At 68.2% G+C, this 17,271-nt stretch carries 9 protein-coding genes and 4 pseudogenes; 5 read left to right on the top strand and 8 right to left on the bottom strand.

Going from position 1 to position 17,271, the window contains the following annotated elements:
• Positions 1–95: 95 nt before the first annotated feature.
• A complete protein-coding gene (locus AB0N07_RS37165) occupies positions 96–692 on the bottom strand; it encodes an IS5 family transposase (protein ID WP_365842917.1) in 597 nt (198 codons plus the stop codon).
• A gap of 137 nt (positions 693–829) precedes the next feature.
• Positions 830–1,132 (bottom strand): transposase, encoded by a 303-nt coding sequence (locus AB0N07_RS37160; protein WP_365842921.1) that lies wholly within the window; start codon positions 1,130–1,132, stop codon positions 830–832.
• A 140-nt stretch (positions 1,133–1,272) separates the two neighbouring features.
• Between AB0N07_RS37160 and AB0N07_RS37155 the strand changes: the two are divergent.
• Positions 1,273–1,440: pseudogene (locus tag AB0N07_RS37155) on the top strand (transposase); the annotation flags it as partial.
• Between the two features lie 12 nt (positions 1,441–1,452).
• On the opposite strand, the pseudogene AB0N07_RS37150 reads toward AB0N07_RS37155, so the two are convergent.
• Positions 1,453–1,734, bottom strand: a pseudogene (locus tag AB0N07_RS37150) (transposase); the annotation flags it as partial.
• A gap of 457 nt (positions 1,735–2,191) precedes the next feature.
• Between AB0N07_RS37150 and AB0N07_RS37145 the strand changes: the two are divergent.
• Both AB0N07_RS37145 and AB0N07_RS37140 read left to right on the top strand, forming a co-directional pair.
• On the top strand, positions 2,192–3,529 hold the full coding sequence (locus AB0N07_RS37145) for an acyltransferase domain-containing protein (protein WP_365842915.1): 1,338 nt from the start codon (positions 2,192–2,194) through the stop codon (positions 3,527–3,529).
• On the top strand, positions 3,526–9,138 hold the full coding sequence (locus tag AB0N07_RS37140) for an SDR family oxidoreductase (RefSeq protein WP_365842913.1): 5,613 nt from the start codon (positions 3,526–3,528) through the stop codon (positions 9,136–9,138). Before AB0N07_RS37145 ends, AB0N07_RS37140 begins: the two co-directional genes overlap by 4 nt.
• 465 nt (positions 9,139–9,603) lie before the next feature.
• Here the strand turns inward: AB0N07_RS37140 and AB0N07_RS37135 are convergent, their stop codons facing one another.
• The 4 genes and pseudogenes from AB0N07_RS37135 to AB0N07_RS37120 form a co-directional block, all read right to left on the bottom strand.
• Positions 9,604–9,861, bottom strand: a complete 258-nt coding sequence (locus AB0N07_RS37135) for a hypothetical protein (RefSeq protein WP_365842911.1) — start codon at positions 9,859–9,861, stop codon at positions 9,604–9,606.
• A 128-nt stretch (positions 9,862–9,989) separates the two neighbouring features.
• Entirely contained in the window at positions 9,990–11,477 is a 1,488-nt protein-coding gene (locus AB0N07_RS37130) for an IS4 family transposase (RefSeq protein ID WP_365842909.1), read from the bottom strand.
• Positions 11,478–11,731: 254 nt separating this feature from the next.
• On the bottom strand, positions 11,732–12,997 hold the full coding sequence (gene ltrA / locus AB0N07_RS37125; RefSeq protein ID WP_365842907.1) for a group II intron reverse transcriptase/maturase: 1,266 nt from the start codon (positions 12,995–12,997) through the stop codon (positions 11,732–11,734).
• A gap of 1,502 nt (positions 12,998–14,499) precedes the next feature.
• Positions 14,500–15,078, bottom strand: a pseudogene (locus AB0N07_RS37120) (DUF3152 domain-containing protein); the annotation flags it as partial.
• Positions 15,079–15,427: 349 nt separating this feature from the next.
• Between AB0N07_RS37120 and AB0N07_RS37115 the strand changes: the two are divergent.
• Both AB0N07_RS37115 and AB0N07_RS37110 read left to right on the top strand, forming a co-directional pair.
• Positions 15,428–15,772 (top strand): DDE-type integrase/transposase/recombinase, encoded by a 345-nt coding sequence (locus tag AB0N07_RS37115; protein WP_365842905.1) that lies wholly within the window; start codon positions 15,428–15,430, stop codon positions 15,770–15,772.
• Positions 15,773–16,056: 284 nt separating this feature from the next.
• A pseudogene (locus tag AB0N07_RS37110) lies at positions 16,057–16,611 on the top strand (helix-turn-helix domain-containing protein); the annotation flags it as partial.
• On the opposite strand, the gene AB0N07_RS37105 reads toward AB0N07_RS37110, so the two are convergent.
• A complete protein-coding gene (locus AB0N07_RS37105) occupies positions 16,574–17,248 on the bottom strand; it encodes a hypothetical protein (RefSeq protein WP_365842903.1) in 675 nt (224 codons plus the stop codon). The pseudogene AB0N07_RS37110 and the gene AB0N07_RS37105 sit on opposite strands and share 38 nt — an antisense overlap.
• Between the last annotated feature and the right edge of the window lie 23 nt (positions 17,249–17,271).

Below are 17,271 nucleotides of genomic sequence, written 5' to 3'. Positions count from 1 at the left end.
GAGATCGTCGTACGACGGACGACGCTTCGACAGGCCCACGAACAGACCAACGATCCGATCAGCGGCAGGTCACACGACCTGCTGAGCAGTCACTCTCACGTGGTGATTTTTGCGAGCTTCTTGTAGCAGGTCAGGGCTGCGGCGAGGCCGAGGAAGGCGAGGAAATGGCTGCCCTTACGTTCGTATCGGACCGTGAGCCGGCGGTAGCCGAACAGCCACGAGATCGACCGCTCGATCTTCCAGCGGTGGCGGCCGAGCCTCTCGCCGGACTCGATTCCCGGACGCGCGATCCGCGGGATCAGACCGCGGCCGCGGAGCCAGGCCAGGTGGTCAGCGGAGTAATACGCCTTGTCAGCACGGACCTTGACCGGTCGTTGTCGGCGCGGTCCGCGCCTGGAGCGGACGGCGGGTATCGCCAGGATCAGCGGTTTGAACACCTGGCTGTCGTGCAGGTTCGCCCCGGACACCGCAACAGCCAACGGGATGCCCTGAGCGTCGGACAGGACGTGCAGTTTGCTGCCCTTCTTGCCGCGATCAACCGGATTCGGCCCGGTCAGGGTTCCCCCCTTTTCGCCCGGACGGACGCCGCGTCGACGATCGCCGAGGTCCAGTCGACCTCGCCCCTGGCACCGAGTTCGTCCAACACCGCCCGGTGCAGCCGGCGCTGGCTTTATCGGCGCTCTTGGCCCCACCGGAACCGGTCCGAATTGGACCCACGCAGGTGTTCGGTTCCGGCTTGAATCGGCCCCAAGGGAAGCCGTTCACCCTGTTCAGCGACGGGGCCAGTTCTAACCGGAAGCTGCTGCATCCGGTTTGTCCTGGAGCCGTGTCAGGCCGGAAAAGTGGGGCCAGCTGCGCCGATAACGCCACGGCGCCACAGGCCCGCCTCTGTCCACGCCGTGAATCGGCGATGCGCTGTCGCGGGAGACATGCCGAACGTCGGCGGCAGATGCCGCCAGGCGCAACCGCTGGTCAGCACGTACACCACGGCAGTGAACACGGCCCGCTCATCACACGGAGCGGTCCCGCCGCCCTGAGGACGAGCAGCGAACGACGGCAGTAACGGGGCGACCAGCTCCCACAGTTCATCAGGAACCAGCCGCTGTGACAGATCAGCACCCACAACCGGCATCATCCCGCACGGACATCACGCCACGTGAGACAGCCTCTCAGGCGACAGCCGATCGGCGCTGCGTCACGGGCATCTGGTAGACCCTGGCTATGACGTTCTTGGCGGTGGTGGAGGGTGATGTGTGAACCTTCCCCTTGATCGTGGACACCTGGAGACTGGGACCTGAGGTTCCAGACGACTCCTCGGGCAAGACGGTCACAGCGGTCGCCCGCGAACTCGGCATCAGCTCCGAGTCCCTGCGCGGCTGGTACCGCAAGGCGAAGCCGGACCGGGGCGAGGGCACTCCCGGCGAATTGAGCAGTGCCGAGCGCGAGCCGAAATTCGTCGAGGACCAGGCGGTGGGGTTTTACCCACACACGGGCCGTCGTCCAGTCGGTGATTCGTCGGTGGGCCGTCGCACCCGATGGCCCGAACGATGCGGACGGCAACTGCTGCCCACTTGCAGCCCGAGGCCGCCACGAAGACGATTACGGACAGCACTTCGCGGTCGCCGTGCCGACGTCGGCCACCCCCTGAGGCCGCGATGGCGCCTCCGGCACCACCCGCTGGAACATCTCCCACAACTCGTCCGGCACCAGCCGCTCAACCCAGCCAAATGAAATGACGTCGAAATTACCGACCGGGACTACGACTTCGACACCTTCCGCCACCGGCCGCGAAGACGCTGGCCGCAGGGACATCCGAACGGGGACTTGGGGCATCACGAGGTCGCAGGAACAATCGAGCCCCGTAGGGCCCTTTGATCCCCGGCTGCAAAGCGGGCGAGGTCGATGACAACTCCATGCAGACGCCCGTGTTCCTGTGACGGTCCATAGTTCGGGTGGAGGGCCTTGACCGCGACTCGGTCCGCGAAAGGATGTTGTTCCCACCGCTTCTGGTCGCTGGTCGCCGCGTCGAAGGCCGCTCCTGGCGCCCGGCTACTGGTGTCCTCGCTCAGGGGCTTCCGGATGCTCTGGCGCGCCGTCCCACGACGCGTTCGCAGTCTCCCCATCTGCTCTGCCTCCTGACTGATCGTTCCTGTGACCGCTTGTTCCTCAGAACCACAGTGGAGTGGACCGCATGCATCAGCGTACTGCCGTCGTATTTCCCGGCCAGGGTGGCTACCTTCCCGGCGCCCTGGCGGCCATGGCTCACCTGGACGAGGTGGCTGAGGTGCTGGACCAGGTGGACAAGGTGGCTGCCGAGGCCGGCACCGCCTCGGTGAGCACTCTGCTCACCAACCACGGCGCACCCATGGTGAACTCCCTGATGCTTGATGATCCGGAGCGGCTCCACCTGGCCATCTACGCCGGTTCGATCGCCTCCTGGCGGCTGCTCTCGGGACCCCTGGGACTGGTGCCGGACGTCCTGTTCGGCCACAGTGTGGGCGAGTTAGCCGCTCTGACCGCCGGCGGAGCGATCAGCGTGGAGGACGGCGCGCGGCTGCTGGCAGCACGGGATGCGGCCTTCCGCGCCGCCCCGCCGCCGCTGGGCGGGATGCTCGCGATCCCGCTGGGTTCGGCGCGGCTGATCCAGTTGGTTCAGGGCTGCGGGCTGACCAGCACCCACATCGCCGCCGACAACGCACCGCGCCAGTCGGTGGTCTCCGGGCCCGACGAGGAACTCGACGTGCTGGTCGCGGCATTGGACGCGCTGGAGATCGAACACTTCCAACTGCGTTCCGCCTACCCCTTCCACAGTCCCCTGCTGGCCACGGTCGCCACACGCTTCCGGCCCGCCGTGCAGGAACTGGAGGTCACCGTCCCGATGCTTCCGGTGTACTCGCCCACCCGGGGCAGCTACTACCGCGACGCCGGATCCATCAAGGCCGCGCTGGTCGACCACCTGCTGCTGCCCGTTCACTTCCGCCAGGCCGTCACCACCTTGTACGGGGAGGGCATCAGCCGCTTCGTCGACACCGGGCCGAAGGCGATCCTGGCCGATCTCGTCGAGCAGAACCTGCCAGGGGCCGAGACGGTCGCCCCGCTTCGCACCCGCTGTGAACTGGGCGCCATGCGGGCGATCCTCGACGGGACGGATGCGGCCTTCGTCCCGGCCGACTCCGTAAGCCCAGCCGCCGTGCCCGCGGCCGTCGCTGCGGAGCCTGTGGCGCCCGCCGCCGCAGTGAGTGTCGGCAGCGTGGTCGCCATGCCGGAACTGCCAGTCCTGATCACGGAGTTGCAGGAGCTGTACGCCACGGATCTGGAGTACCCCATCGATGTGATGACCGCCGACGCAGACCTGGAGGCCGATCTCGCGGTGGACTCCGTCAAACAGATCGAGCTGTTCACTCGAGCTCTGAAGCGCTACGGACTGTCCCAGCCCGCGGGTCGCCTGCGGGTCACCAGCTACACCACCCTGCGGCGCATCGCCGCGCTTCTACTCGACCTCGCCGCCGAGACCGGTACAGCGCGATGAACCGGGCCGACTTCGCCGGCAAGACGGTCCTGGTCACCGGGGGCGCCCGAGGCGTCGGTCGTTTCATCACCCAGGAGTTCGCGGCCCGGGGCGCGCACGTGGTCATCAACTACTTCCACAGCGAGAAGGCCGCGCACGAGCTGGTGAATGATCTGACAGCGCGCGGCCAGTCCGTTCAAGCCATCAAGGCATCCGTGGCCAAAGCCGACCAAGTGCAGATGATGATGGCTCAGGTCCGCGCGGAGCACGCCGGCCTGGACGTGCTGGTGAACAACTCGGCACGCGGTGTCTTCCTTCCGCTCGGGGAGTTAGAGGAGCAGGACTGGCAGCGCACCCTGGACCTGAACCTGCACGCGGTGCGGCACTGCTCCCTGGCTGCCCTGCCGCTGCTGGCCGAGCGCGCAGGGAGCAGTGTCGTCAATGTCTCCAGCCACGGCGCGCAGCATGTGGTGCCCAACTACGGCCTGGTCGGTGCGACCAAGGCGGCGATGGAGAGCCTGAGCCGCTACCTGGCGGTGGAGTTCGCACCACGCGGTGTTCGCGTCAATGTGGCCGCCTGCCAGGTGATGGACAACCGGGTGGGGGACATGTTCCCCGACGCGCAGCAGATGAAGGAAGCCACCCGCAAGGCGACCCCCTGGGGCAGACTGCCCACCGAGAAGGACCTGGCGCGGCTGGTGGTCATGCTGGCCGGCGCAGACGCGGGCTTCGTGACCGGCCAGACGGTACTGGCCGACGGTGGCCTGTCCTGCGGCGCCGCCCTGCACGGGTCTGCTCCGGCCCCACCAGCTCGGGCGCCGGAACCGGCGTCCGAGCCCGAACCGGCGCCCGAGCCGGCGCCCGTCCCACTCAAGATTCAGGCGACGGCCGCCGCCCCGTACGTGCCACCTGCGATCCTGCCCTCGCCGGCGCAGGCCCCGCCGGACCCGATCGCGGTGGTCGGCACCGGCTTGCTGCTGCCGGGAGCCGACTCCCCCGAGCAGCTGTGGCAGGTGCTGTCGTCCGGGCAGCCGGTCTTCTCCGACCAGAACAGCCGCTACCCGATGGAGCACTTCCTGTCCCTCGACCCGGCGACCCCTGACCGCACCTACACCCCGATGGCAGGCGTCATCTCCCACCCGACCCTGCATCCGCGTGCCAGCGAGGTGCCGGGAGCAGGCCAGGTCGAACAGTGGATCCGGCACACCGCCCTGCAGGCCCTGGGCGATCGCACGGTGACGGCCGACCACAGGGTCGGCCTGTACTTCGCCGGCTGGCCCGACGGTACCCAAGGAATGGAGGAGAGCGTGCTGCGGGCAGAGCTGCTGGGCAGCGCTGCGGCCGAAATCGATCCCTCGGTGGTCAGTAGCCTGTTGGAGGGTGCGCTGCCGAACGCGACCAACGAACCTCGTGCCTTCCTTCCGGAGCAACTGGTGCGCAACGCCCTGACCGGGCTGGTCCCGGACACGGCCGACTGCCTGACCGTCGACGCCGCCTGTGCGTCCGGCTTGTTCGCCCTGGACCTCGCGGCCAGGGCCCTGCGCGCCGGTGATACCGACCTCGCTCTGGCCACCGGCCTGTCCCTGTGCACTGTCAGGTACCTGATCCTCTTCTCCGGGGTCACCGGTCTGAGCCGCAGCGGGGACGTGCGCGTGTTCGACGAGAAGGCCGACGGCACCCTGTTCTCCGACTCGGTGGCCACTGTCGCGCTGAAGCGGCTGTCGGACGCCGAACGGGACGGGGATCGGGTGCTGGCCGTCCTGGACGGCTTCGGCGCCTCGTCGGACGGTCGCGGCAAGGGGATCTCCGCGCCCAGCGCCACCGGTCAGCGGATCGCGCTGGAGCGCGCCTACGCGGACGGTGGCCAGGCCGGGGTCGGTTGGGTGATCGGTCACGGCACCGGAACCGCGGCCGGGGATCGGACCGAACTGGGAGCGTTGGCCCAGCAGTTCGCCGAGCATCCGATCGTGTGCACCAGCAACAAGTCGATCGTGGGCCATGGGGGCTGGTCCAGTGGACTGGTCTCGCTGATCCATGCCGTACTCGGCCTGGAGCACGGCACCGCCCCGGCTCAGGCCCGCTTCGACTCCCCGCTCCTGGACGGTATGCCTGCCGCGATCACGGTGCCCACCCGCCCGGTGCCGCTGCCCGCAGCGGGCGCGCCGGGGGGCGAAGTGCGCCGGGTGGGTATCTCCGCCTTCGGGTTCGGCGGCATCAACGCCCACCAGGTGGTGGCCGACCGCGCCGGCGACCGGCACGCCCCGCGTCCTGCCAAGGCACCGGGACCCCTGGTCCTGGTGGGGTGGAGCGCACTGCTGCCGGGCAGCGGCAACTCGGCCGCTGCGCTCGCCGCTCTGCGCGTCGGCGACCATGCACGCAGCTTCGGGGATGCCTACCCGACCCCGCCGTTCTCCGCGGTCCGGCTGCCGCCCCGCTCGGTCAGGGCGGTGGACCGCACCCAGTTGATGGCCCTTCAGCTGATGGAACGCCTCGCCGCCGACCACGGCCCGCTGTGGACCGCCGTGGCCGACCGCACCTGCGTCATCGCCGCCCACAGCGGACCGACCCGGCTGTCGCGCGATCTCTCGGTCCGGTGCTTCGCCTCCACTCTGGACGCGGCGTTCGACGCCGAACCAGAGGTTGCCCGGTGGTGGCGCGACTACCACAGCTCGGTGACGGACCGGGTGGCAAAAGTCAGCGAGGACTCGCTGCCCGGCCTGCTGCCCAGCGTGATCGCGGGCCGGGTCGCCAATCAGCACGACCTGCACGGGCCCAGCTTCGCCGTCGACACCGGGCGCACCTCGGGACGCCGCGCCGTGGCGGTCGCCGAACGGTATCTGCGCGAGGGGGAGAGCCATCTGGCACTGGTCGTGGCCACACACGGAAGCACCCAGACCGGCTGCGGCCAGTTGTTCGGCGTCGACGACGCATCCATGGCCGAAGGCGGCTTCCTGCTTGCCCTCAGCACGGCCGAGAGCGCCGCCGCGCACGGCTGGCCGGTACTGGCCGCGCTGGCCAACTGGCCGCCCGCGCCGGACGCCGGACGCTGCTTCGGCGGTGCCGACGACATCGCCTCGCTGCTGCGGCAGCTGCTGCCTGGGGCGGAGCCGGATGCCGCGGCGCAGGTCCGCCCGCAGCTGCACCGCTTCGAACTGACCGCTGATCCGGCTCGCCACGTACAGCACCGGGCCGATCCGGTTCCGGCGCTTCCGCCAGGCTGCCTGGTCATCACGGACAACATGGCTGTGGCCGACGCACTGCGCGAGGCAGTGCACGACGCGGGTGCCACCCTGGCGGTCACCGATCCGCGCGCCCCGCGGGAGTTGCGGCTTGCGCTACCGCTCACCGTGGAGGCGGTGGCCGACCTGATACGACGCAGCGGCAGCCCCGCGCATCTGCGGGTCTTCGCCGCGCCGGGCGCCACCGGCTGGCCCGGCCGGTCCGCACCCTCGTTCATCGGCGCCCAGGAGGCCACGTTCCTGGCCCTCAGGCAGTTGCGCGAGCCGCTGTCGCGCGGCGGCTCAGCCGTGGTCTGCCTGCTGGACCCGCAGACCGGAGGGGCCGCCCATCCGCATGGCGCACTGTTCACCGGAATGGTGAAAAGTGCGCTGTGGGATCTGCCGGGGGCCTGGCTGCATGTGCTGACCACTGACGCGCGGCCGGTTCAGGCGCTGGCCCAGATCGCCGACGCCTCCCGCCTGCGGCCGGAGATCCCGGTCAGTTTCCTGCGGCACGGCCTGCGGCACACCGAGACGCTGTCCCCCATTGACTTCACCGCCACCGTCGGCCCCGAGCACGACCTGCTCGATCAGGACAGTGTCGTCGTCGCCTTCGGCGGGGCCCGCGGAATCACCGCCAGCATCCTGGAGCGGCTGGCCGAAACCTACCGCTGTCACCTGTGGCTCATCGGTTCGAGCGACGTCGACAGCGTGGCGCCCCAGATGCGCAGCGAACCCGACGTGGCGTTCCGGGCCCGCAGGCGGGCGTTCATCGCCGACGCACTGGCCTCCGGACAGGGCCTGACACCAGGTGAGGCGGTGCGCCGATTCGACACGCTGGCCTCCGCCAGGGAGGCCGCCCGCACGGTCGACCGACTGGCCGCACTGTGCGGTCCGGGACGGGTGCGCTACCTGCGGGCCGACATCACCGACGCCGATCAGGTACGTGGGGCGCAGCAGCGGATCACCGCGGAGCACCCGCAGATCGATCTGCTGATCAACGCGGCCGGGCTGCACCAGGCCGGCGATCTCGCCACCAAGTCCCTGGAGGTCTTCCGACGCATCCGGGACGTCAAACTCCTCGGCTACCACAGTCTGCGCGAGGCCTTCGACGGCGTGCCGGTGCGCCAGTGGTGCAACTTCGGCTCCATCACCGGAGTCGTGGGGCTTCCCGGGGAGGTCGACTACGCCGCGGCCAATGACCTGTTGGGCGCGGCCGCCCGGGCGGGCCGCCACGACGCGGAGCGCACCGAGTTCACCGTCGCCTGGACCCTGTGGGCGGAGAGCGGCATGGCCACCCGCGACCTGGTCGGCGATGCTGTCAAGCGCCGTGGCCACCTCTCCTCGGTCACGGACGAGGAAGGCGCGCAGCATTTCCTGGACCTGCTGCGGCTTCCCCAGCGTTGGCTGCCGGGCGTGGTCCAGCTGGGGCAGGCGGAACGGCGGTTCATGGCCCCGATGATGCCGGCCCTGGCCGCCGTCGCCGCCTCGCCTGCCGGCCGTGAACCGGGGGGCGCCTACCTGGTCGCTCCCCGACTGCGCGGTCTGGGAGTGGCGGAGTGGGACCTGGACTTCAGTGCGCACCAGGCGGCACTGGTGTCCGAGCATCCGGTGGGAGGGCTGCCCACCCTGCCCGGCACACTGGTGCTGGCGCTGATCGCTGAGGCCGCGGCGGGCCTGGTGCCCGGAGCGCGCGCCGACGTCATCCGCGATGTGCGCTACCACCGGTTCGTCCGGGTGCGCCCCGACGGTCCGGTACGACACACCGTACGAGCCGAGCTGACCGCTCCCGGCACCGCGCGGGTCACCGTCACCTCCACCACCTCGACCGCCGACGGCCGGGTGCTCAAGAGCGGCGCCCTGCACACCGAGGCCTTCGTCGAGCTGGACGCGCATCCCGCACCGAAGCCCCTGGCGGCGACCACCGAGACAGTGGCCGCATGCGACCCGTACTACGAGCCTGGAAGCCCCATCCCGCTGCGCGGCTCTTTCGTCAACACCGAGGAGCACCGGACCGGCCCCCTGGGCGGTCGCAGCCTGTGGCTGCCCCGCACCAGCGTCGACGCGGAGTTCTACGGCCGGATGCACCTGCCGGCGCTACTTATCGATGCGCTCGCCCGCACCCACATGCTCAGGCCCGCCGGAGCCAAAGACGTTGCCATCAGTGCCCCCGTCGCGCTCGAACGCCTGGAGGTGTACCGGCACGGCAACGACCTCACCTTCGCCCTGCAGCACCCCGACGGGATCCAACTGATCGAGGACCGTTCGACCGGTCGCTACCACGCCGTGTCCCGGAGTGGCGAGCCGCTGCTGTCCTTCGAGGGCATGAGCATCTACAGCGTCGGCTCGGTGGACATCCTCCGCGACCGCCCGGGTGTCGGCCACAGAGGCAGCCAGGATCAAGCTCGGTGATCTGCGTCATGGAGTGGCTGTCCACCGCCGTGCATCACGCAGAACTCCGGGAGAAATCATGCTGGTTCAGCGGGGCGCATCCCCTGCGGCACTACAGGAAAACGTAGACGGTCCTCGGGGACGACGGTGCACCAGCCGGACCGGCCGAGATCCACCAACCGCGCTTCCCGCCAGTCCAGCCCGTGCTGGTCAAGGAAGCCGAAGTGGTCCTTGAGGTCGTGGGCGTGCGCCGTGATGGTGTTCGACTGTTCCGGGCCTGCCGTTCGTCGACGATTCCCACATCCCCCTCGACGATGGGCCCGAGGCCATCGAGGCCGTCGGCCGCAACGTCGCCGAGAACATGTGGGGCCGCTTCGACAGGGTCCGCCTCGGTGGCAACCCGGCTGGCTCGCCCTCACCACCGACCCACTGCGCACCGATCTGGGCTGGTCGGTACGCGTCCACCCCGAGTACGGCCGCACCGTGCTACTGATGCTCGACGAGCTGGTCCCACACGCCGGCCTCGTTCCATGCGGCCAGCAGCCGCTGCAGGCCGTACGGAGTGGCATGACCGGCATGCTCGGCGAGCTGCCAACTGTTCTTCCGGCCCACCGGGCCCGGCAGACCGCGCACATAGTCCTGCATCCGACGCCGCGGCTCGATGCGGCCGAACCGCAGGCCCACCCGCATCAGCAACGACTCCAACTCGGTGGCCCACAGCCCTGCTTCGCTATCCGGCTCCATGGCAGGCTCAACGCACCTCGATCGGGTGAGTCACGAACCACCACCGCCCTGATGAAGCGTCAGCTCACTAGACTCGAAACAGGCATGCTGCCGAGTAGCCGAGGGGAATCGCACCCAATGCCAGGAACTTACGCGGCACGGGGCTCGGCGGCGGGGCAGGGTGGATCTTGGTGTTCAGCCTGGGGTGGGGCCTGCGTGTTGGCCGCTTCCGGTGTGGTGATGGTGAGGTCGTAGGTGACGTTTTGCGAGGCGGGGGCGCTGGATGCCTGCCGGGAGGGGAAGTGGAACAGCGGCCTCTTGGCCATGCGCGGGCAGGTCCGGCAGGTGACGTGTTTGGCGATCAGGCACCGGGACAGGTCCTGGTAGAGCTGTTCGCAGTGCACCTCGGTGTCCTGGGGCGTGGTCGTGATCGAGTACCGGACGGCGTCGCGGGCCGCGGTGAACGAGATCCTCGAGGGCTCGGGGCTCTCCCCGCGCAGGGCGGCCTGGCAGATGATCAGGCGGATCGCCTGGTAGACGATCAAGTAGGCCCACAGCTCCTGACGGGCGACCTCGGGGTCCGTGGCCCGCAGGGCGCGGTGCGAGCCCCGCAGGAACGTCTTGATCTCCCGGAACCCCGTTTCCGCCGCCCACCTTCGGGCGTAGGTAGCGGCCAGTTCACGTGCGGGCGCGAGCTGAGGGTCGAGCAGCGTGGTGATCAGCCGGTAGTGGCCCGTCCGTACGGTGCCGTCGCCGGTACGCACGGTGATCACCGCCTCGACCACGCGGACGACGGGACCGCGGGGCGCGAGAGGAGCAGGCGGCGCTTGGCCGGCCTTGCGGCGGCGGCCTCGCTTGTTGGCCTGGCGGTGGGAGTCGGCGGGGTCGGTCAGCCGTGTCAGGTAGGAGCCATCGGGCAGCACCTGCTGGACGGGCAGGTGCCGGTCGGCCGCGACCCTCCACAGCAGGTCGGCGCCGGTGGCCCGCGCCGCACACCACAAGCGGTAGCTGGGGTATCCCCGGTCGGCGAGCAGCAGCATTCCGGCTTTCAGAGCCGGCAGCAGGCGCTCGGCCAGGGCCCGTTCGCTGCTCCGATAGATGCCGAACACCGCGTCGATGATCCGGCGGCTGCCGCAGGTCATGAGCACGACCGCGCGTGACTGCGGATACCCGGCATCGCCCTTCTTGCAGCTCGGACGGCCGAAGGCTTCCGCGTTCGCGTCTGAGTCGGCGAGATCCAGGCTGGTGCCGTCCCACGCGACCAGCAGCAGCCCGAACGCATGCGACTCCGCTGTGCTGACCGATGGCCATGACCCGGACAGGCGCCTGAACAGCAGCTCGAACGGGGCAGCCCCCAGCCGACGGCGCATCTTGGTCAGCGCCGTCGACGACGGCGGGCGCCACCCCACGGCCTCGAGCCGGTTGCGGTACCCGGCCACCAGCGTGGCGATCACGCTGCCGTAGCTGAGGTCGCTGAACAGGCATAACCCGAACACGAAGTAGACGCCCAACCGCGAGGGCAGTACCCGGAACCGGCGCTGCGAGCGGCCGGTGGCCTCCAGCACCTCATCGATGAGGTCCGGCGGGACCTGCTGGGCCAGCACTCCACCACCGACACCGGTCAACAACCGTCCCACGCTGGAAGACCAGCCCGTGCCCATGGCACCATGACCCGACAAGGAAGCTCCTCGCCCACCTGGTTGATCTCGACAATCACCAGTCGTAGACGAGGAGCTTCCTTGCGTCCGGCAGAGCACACGACTGGCACCCAAACCGTGACCAACACGGACAGTGACCTTCTTAAGTTCCTGGCATTGGGAATCGCACCCCTCGGCTCTCACAGAACCGTGCGTAACAGTCTCCCGTTACACGGCTCTTGTCGCTCTGATCATCAGACCGCCACAGCGCTTGCGGTTGGGGTAAGACGCCAGTGCGCGAACATGCGGGGGTATCGCCGGGCGATCTCCTGCATCTTCGCGAGGGCCTTCCGCTTGGCCGCGAGCCGCTTGTACTTCCGGCGGATCCAGCGCACCAGGTAGGCATTGATACGCATCACGAAGGGGACCAGCTCCCACGGCATGAAGCGACCGTAGTAGTTGATCCAACCCGCCACGACAGGGTTGATCCTGCGGGCAAGCTCGTGGAAGGACAGATCCGAGCGGGTATGCAGGTGCCAGGAACGCACCTCCCGCCCCATCTTCTTCAGGGCTTCCCTGCTGACGGCCGGGGCGAACGACAGGAACTGCCTGCCGTGCCGTGTCCGGCTTCGTCGGGCGCGGAACGTGTATCCAAGGAACGTGAACGCCGTGTGCTCATAAGAGCCTCGACGCGACCCGTCCTTGCAGTAGACGATCCGGGTCTTGGCCGGGTGCAGGTGCAGTCCGACCTCGACCATCCTGTCTGTGAGCGCAGCCAGCACACGGCGGGCCTGCCACTCGGAGACGCAGTGCACCACAGCGTCGTCCGCATAGCGTTCGAACCGGATAGACGGGAACTCCCGAGCCATCCAGACGTCGAACGCGTAGTGCAGAAACAGGTTCGCCAGGACAGGAGATACCGGAGCCCCTTGCGGGGTCCCGCACTCCCGTTCCTGCAGGGAGCCGTCGGGCATGGCGAGCGGCGCAGCGAGCCACCGCCGTACATACAAGTTCACCCAGACGGCGTCGGTGTGCGCTTCCACTGCCTTGACCAGCAGGTCCCAGGGCACGCTGTCGAAGAACTTGGCAATGTCGAATTCCACCACCCAGTCCCGCTTCCAACAACGCTCCCGGCACTTTTCCACTGCGTCCAAAGCAGACCGTCCGGGCCGGTACCCGAAGCTGTCCGGGTGGAAAATGGGCTCCACCCTTCGCATCAGATGCCGGGCCACCACAGTCTGAGCCACACGGTCAGAGACGGTGGGAATGCCAAGCATTCTCTCGCCGTGACTGTGCGGCTTGGGAATAGCCACCGCGCGCACCGGAGGCGGGAAGTAAGATCCCGATGACATTCGATTCCAGACCTTGTAGAGGTTGTCCTTAAGGTCCTTCTCGAAGTCATCGATGCTCTGTCCGTCCACGCCCGGTGCACCCTTATTAGCTCTGACTTCCTCCCACGCCTCCTTGACTTCCCACTTCGAAATGTCAAACGGCTTGATCTGAGACTTCAACTGGTCCACCGAACTCCTCCCGGACGTCGTCCGGTTGATGCGATCAACTCAGTCACGAACGACCCGGCCCCTTCGCTCCACCCCCGTTACAGGGGCTTCATCACTACTACGAGCCGGTCCGCCAGCAGGCCCCACGTTGGTACTCAACCCCTCGCAGTGTCCGCTGCTTGAGGCGCTCCCTCTCGCCGCCGCTACGCGGCAGGCAGTATCGGGGCCTGCCTTCTCCTGTTCCACGCGAAAGCCGCAGACCGGACTCACGTCGCCTACATGCCGGACACCACCTGGCCAATAGACGGGCACCCGCCAGGCTCATCCCGGAGTTCTGGTCACACACCGGTTCCGATGTCAGCTGTTTTGGTTTCGACACGTCAGCAGCGATTCACTTGCGTTCGTCTTCCCGGTCCCCACCTGACGCCTCACGGACGCCTTTTCCTCATCGCTCACCACGACGGTCTTCAGCCAACGCAGCATGAGGCGGTTTGGAGCCTCCCCCCGCAGGGCGGCTCCGAAGGGCCAAACCTTCACCTTCCGCACAGCACCAATTCCGGAAGCTGTCCTACAACCAACTCCCTTTCATGTTCAGGACACAAGACCAGGACAAATGGAGAAGCACAACTGGAGTATTAGTACTGCAACGGTCTTTGCCGTGATGCCAGCGGCATCGGCGGGTGGTGGATGAAGTCGCGCCGCTGATCGACGCGATGCTCAGGTCCGAGCTCCTGCTCAAGGCATCGGCAGGGAGGCGGCTGACGGTGGTCCTGGATCCGCATCGCTTGCTGGGGCAGTTGGCCTGTTTGCCGCCTGGGCGATCGATGACGCATGCTGGCCGAGTGTCCCGACGGCGAGGACGAACCGACTCGGTTCTGGCTGTCCGACCTGTCCGACGACGCCTCGATCGTCGATCTGGTCCGCTTGGCGAAGATCCGGTGGAAGCACGACCCACGGACCTGGCGACCACCCGGAAAGTCATCGCCGAACTCGCCCGCCAGTTCGTCCTGGGCATCCAGTGCCAGGCGCCACTTCTCCCGGTGCCCGACGTCCTCGGGGATGCCGGTTCGGGCAGGACGCCGTCCCACCGGCCGTGCACGGCCACCACGGCTGCCTGGGCCAGCCGACGCGAGCGCACCCCGGCAGGCCGGACCCGCACCGCGAGGAAGCGGGAGGTCATCGGGCCCCGTTGCCGGACCAGGCGGCGACAGCGGGAGCCGCCTCATGCGTCTGGACGGTGGCCTGGGTCGCCGAAGGAGCGTCCGGCCAGGGCGCAGTACTGGGGAGCAACCCCGACCGACACTGGCGTCGTCGGCGCCAGGTTGACCAGTGCAGAATGTGGTCGACCGGGGTGGGGCGGCGGTCGGTGAGGCGGGTGATCAGGCGTCGCCCGTGAGTACGGTCACCAGCCTGACACCTCTGCCTCACGCGGATGAGCTGGGAGGATCCGTTTCTGCTTCAGCCCGGACGAGGCCGCTACCAGAAACGGACTTATCGTCCACTGAGGCCGGTCTCCTGGCCGCTCAGTCTCCAGACGTCGTCTGCTTCGCCGGCGGTCCGCCGAGGTAGTTTCCCTCGGAGTCGTAGGGCCAGGCGTTGGCCTTGCAGCCGTGGAGTCCGTATATCTGCTGCATCATCGCCGGCGCGGGCTTTCCCGGACCGGGGCATCTTTCATGACGGTGGCCGATACGATGTCCGACCTCGTGGTTGATGATCAACGCCCGGTACTCTGAGACGGGGCCCGGGAATTGGGGTGAACCCTTGAGCCAGCGTTTGAGGTTGACAACCACCTTGTGACCGACGTCGCAGTTGACCTCACCGTGGGTGTCCAGACCGCCCTCGGCACAGATCCGGTCCGCGGTGTCGGGACTGGCTATGTCGATCACGAAGTCGTATGGCTTGTGCGAGACGAGTTGGAACGCGTTGGTTCCGTCGGCGGTCCAGCTTCGCTTGTCGGCGAGGACCTGCTCGATCTCCCGGGCCGCCCCATTGGCCGAGACGCCTGTTCCCTGCTCGACCATGACCGCGAAACGCCGGACCTTACGGCCGTGGCCGTATACTTTTCCCGATGCCTGTGCGGTGTCGAACTCCCCATTGCCGTGGCGCAGGACACCCGACATCTCCGCAGAACGGCTGCTGCCGCCCAGCCCGCAACCCGCCAGAAGAAGTGCTGTGGCAGCGGTCACGAGAGTGAGACCTGTCGGCTTGTGAACCTGCATCGTTTCCGCTCCAACCGTCAGCCCGTGTCGTCTGCTTGTGCAGAACGCCTTGCGATTGCCACAACGTCAGGGCCGTCCCGGACAGTTCACTCCACGAAGATGTGGGCTTGATCCAAGGCCGAGTAGTTAGGGCTTGCCGATCAAGAACTCGCTGTGTTGATCTCTGGCGCGGGGACGCCGAGGTGTGTGGCGAGGTCGATGAGGTCGTCCCATCCATGTCAGCCACGGCACCGTGGAGCTGCTGATGCAGCGCGCCGGCCTGCACGGCCTGCGAGGCAACCGGCGCCCCCGCGCCAAGTACGTGCCCCTATCCGTCACCGACCTGGTGGAGCGGAACGTCACCCGTCACGCCCGGGACCAGTTGTGGGTCCCCGACATCACCGAACACCCCACCTTCGAGGGCAAGGTGTACTGCGCGGTCGTCCTGGACACGTTCTCGCGACGCGTGGTGGGCTGGTCGATCGACGCCTCACCCACTGCGGCGCTGACCACAAACGCACTGGCCATGGCCATCAGCAACCGCACCCCCGCGGCCGGGTGGCACCATCATCCACTCCGATCACGGAATGCAGGGTGAATTCAACTGGTCGTCGCAACACCCTGATCTCGGAGGCGTGCGACGTGGCCACGGCGGACTGGAGTTTGAAGACCAGCGATGTTCCGGAGGGTCGGCATCGGCAGTGGCGGGCTGACCGCGCGTTGCGGCCGGCGATGCGTTCGCCGGGGCGGCCTGATCCGTCTCGGGTCGTGCAGCGCCAGTTCTGGCGACTGATCGCCACGGGGGTCGCGACGTTGGAGGCGTCGTTGGCAGTTGGCGTGTCGTGGCCGGTTGGTGCGAGGTGGTTTCGTCACGCTGGCGGCATGCCTCCGATCTCGTTGGCCGAGCCCACGGGCCGGTACCTCACGTTCGAGGAGCGTGAGGAAATCGCGATCCTCAGGGCGATGAGCAAGGGCGTGCGCGAGATCGCCCGCGCCCTGGGGCGTGACCCCGGGACGATCTCTCGCGAAATGCGCCGCAACGCCGCCGCGCGCGGCGGCAGGCAGGAGTACCGCGCGACGGTCGCGCAGTGGAAGGCTCAGCAGGCGGCCAAGCGCCCGAAGAGCGCGAAGCTCCTGGACAACGACCGGTTGCGCCACTACGTGCAGGAGCGGCTCTCCGGGAACGTTCACCGACCTGACGGGACGGTCGTCGCGGGACCGCAGACGCCTGCGTGGACAGGGCTGAACAAGCCACACCGGCAAGACAGGAGGTGGGCGATGGCATGGAGCCCGGAACAGATCTCGCACCGGTTGAGGGTCGACTTCCCCGAGGATGAGTCCATGCGGATCAGCCATGAGGCGATCTGCCAGTCGCTGTTCATCGAGAGCCGTGGGGCGCTCAAGCGGGAGCTGGTCGCTGCAGGACCGCGAAGCCGCTGACGTGTTCCGTGAGGGCACTCATCTGGGGGCAGGCCGCGGCGAGTTGGTCGCGCAGGACGCGCTGGTCTTTGGGCAGATGCCCGGGGTGGGCGAGGAGGAGGCCGGCTGCCCGGCGTGGGGACAGGTGCGCGTGGTCCGCTTCGACGCGGCCCTGGTTGATGTAGCGCACGAGCAGGTTGGGACTGCCGGTGTAGCCCAGTTCCCGGAACTCGGCCAGCAGGTGGGTGATCGGGACAGCGGGATCCTGGGCACGGCGCTGGCGCAGGTGTTCGCGGTAGGGGTCGACCAGTGTCGGCCGATACAGGGGTGCCCGAATCAGACGTTCGGGTTCGCTGTGGCGGGCGTAGCGTTTGACGGTGTTCAGGGCCAGGTTGAGGCGTCGGGCGCATTCGAGCAGGCCGACACCCTGGTCGAGGAGTTGGTGGATCTGCTGCCAGCGCTCGCGCGTGTTCGCGGCATGCTTGCCCTCGTGGATGGGCGGTCCGGCTTTGGCCCAGCAGGAGCTGTGGGACTTGACGTCCTGCCAGACGGTGTCGGCCAGGCCGAGCCACAGGGTACTGGAGGTTGAACCGAAGCTGGGGCCGTCAGCGTTACACCTGCGTCCGCTTGCGAACGGTGAACTCGGGAGGGGCATGTGATGGGCGGTAAGTATTTGAC

Origin of the sequence: Streptomyces sp. NPDC051172 (assembly GCF_040682555.1) — a bacterium.
Classification (GTDB): Bacteria; Actinomycetota; Actinomycetes; order Streptomycetales; family Streptomycetaceae; genus Streptomyces.
The sequence above is the reverse complement of the archived record's forward strand: the minus strand, read 5'-3'. Positions and strand labels throughout refer to the sequence as shown.

Bases quoted from the DNA above. Each gene is read 5' to 3' on its own strand.
- AB0N07_RS37105 (WP_365842903.1), bottom strand. From the start codon at position 17,248: ATGCCCCTCCCGAGTTCACCGTTCGCAAGCGGACGCAGGTGTAACGCT.
- AB0N07_RS37140 (WP_365842913.1), top strand. From the start codon at position 3,526: ATGAACCGGGCCGACTTCGCCGGCAAGACGGTCCTGGTCACCGGGGGC.
- AB0N07_RS37160 (WP_365842921.1), bottom strand. From the start codon at position 1,132: ATGCCGGTTGTGGGTGCTGATCTGTCACAGCGGCTGGTTCCTGATGAA.
- AB0N07_RS37145 (WP_365842915.1), top strand. From the start codon at position 2,192: ATGCATCAGCGTACTGCCGTCGTATTTCCCGGCCAGGGTGGCTACCTT.
- AB0N07_RS37135 (WP_365842911.1), bottom strand. From the start codon at position 9,861: ATGGAGCCGGATAGCGAAGCAGGGCTGTGGGCCACCGAGTTGGAGTCG.